We start from the raw sequence: 1,030 nt of genomic DNA on the forward strand, positions 1-1,030 counted from the left end.
GCGCCGGACAGGGCACTGACGTTGGCGCCCGCATAGAGTGTGGCACCCTGGGTCACGCCGCCCGAACTGACCACCAGATTGCCGCCGCTGGAGACAACCGTGCCGGAATCAACACCATGCCAGGCTACGGTCTCATTACCGCCAGAGTTGACGGTCGTGTCATAGATATTGCTATCCGCCCCGACGCTTAGAATACCTCCGCTCTGTACCGTAGTCGCGCTGGCGACGCCTCCCCATTGCGCACTCAGCACCCCACCGGACTTAATCGTGGTCGCCGAAAACAAGCCGCCGGTGTTGGCAATAGCCAGACCAGCTAGACTCGTCTCGATCGCGGTCCCGCCACCCGAGGTGTAGATATAACCCCCGGCAGAGACCGTCGTACTGCTTGCGGTACCGCCGCCACTCATGATGATAGAGCCGCCGCTACCGATCTGGGCGCTCGAGGCCGAACCGTATGCGCTGAGCTGTAGACTGCCGCCCGATGCGACTTGAGTAGCCACGACCAGGCCATTGGCAAAGACCTTCTGCGTCCCACCGTTTATAAGATAGGCACTGACCGATTTCCCGCCATAGCCGACGCTTTCCACCCCTCCGTTCTGGGCTCGGGTCCCGCTCGCCACACCGTTGGTCGTCACTTCCTGCCGACTATCGCTACTGTAGATATTTGTGTCGTACGCGGTTCCGCCAAGGATAAATGCGATTCCCCCAGCACTCAGCAAGGTGCTCGATATGCCCCCATATACGGCTGAAGGCTGAAGCAACAGCGAACCGCCATTGGTCGCGGTGGTGTAACGCGCGCCGCCACCGCTGAAGATATTGATACTCCCCCTCCCAGTTACCTGCTCGCTGAAAACGTCACCGCCGGAATAGACATTCTGGGTCCCGTCGACGTATTCGTAGGCAATGGTTCCACCCTTGCTGACATTGACCGTATACGCCTGTGCCGGCATCGCGGCGCCTAGCTGCAGGCACAGACTGCAGAACGGTGCCAGCAGTGTCCCCAACAAGCGCGACGCCGTCCTCGCCCGCA

Annotated in this window: 1 protein-coding gene; it reads right to left on the bottom strand. The window is 60.8% G+C overall.

What is annotated here, in order from left to right; all coding sequences use genetic code 11:
* Positions 1-950, bottom strand: a 950-nt coding sequence (locus tag G520_RS22950; RefSeq protein WP_211222836.1) for an AIDA repeat-containing protein, incomplete at its 3' end; no start/stop codon positions are given.
* Between the last annotated feature and the right edge of the window lie 80 nt (positions 951-1,030).

The organism is Paludibacterium yongneupense DSM 18731, from assembly GCF_000422925.1.
In the GTDB taxonomy this organism is placed as follows: domain Bacteria; phylum Pseudomonadota; class Gammaproteobacteria; order Burkholderiales; family Chromobacteriaceae; genus Paludibacterium; species Paludibacterium yongneupense.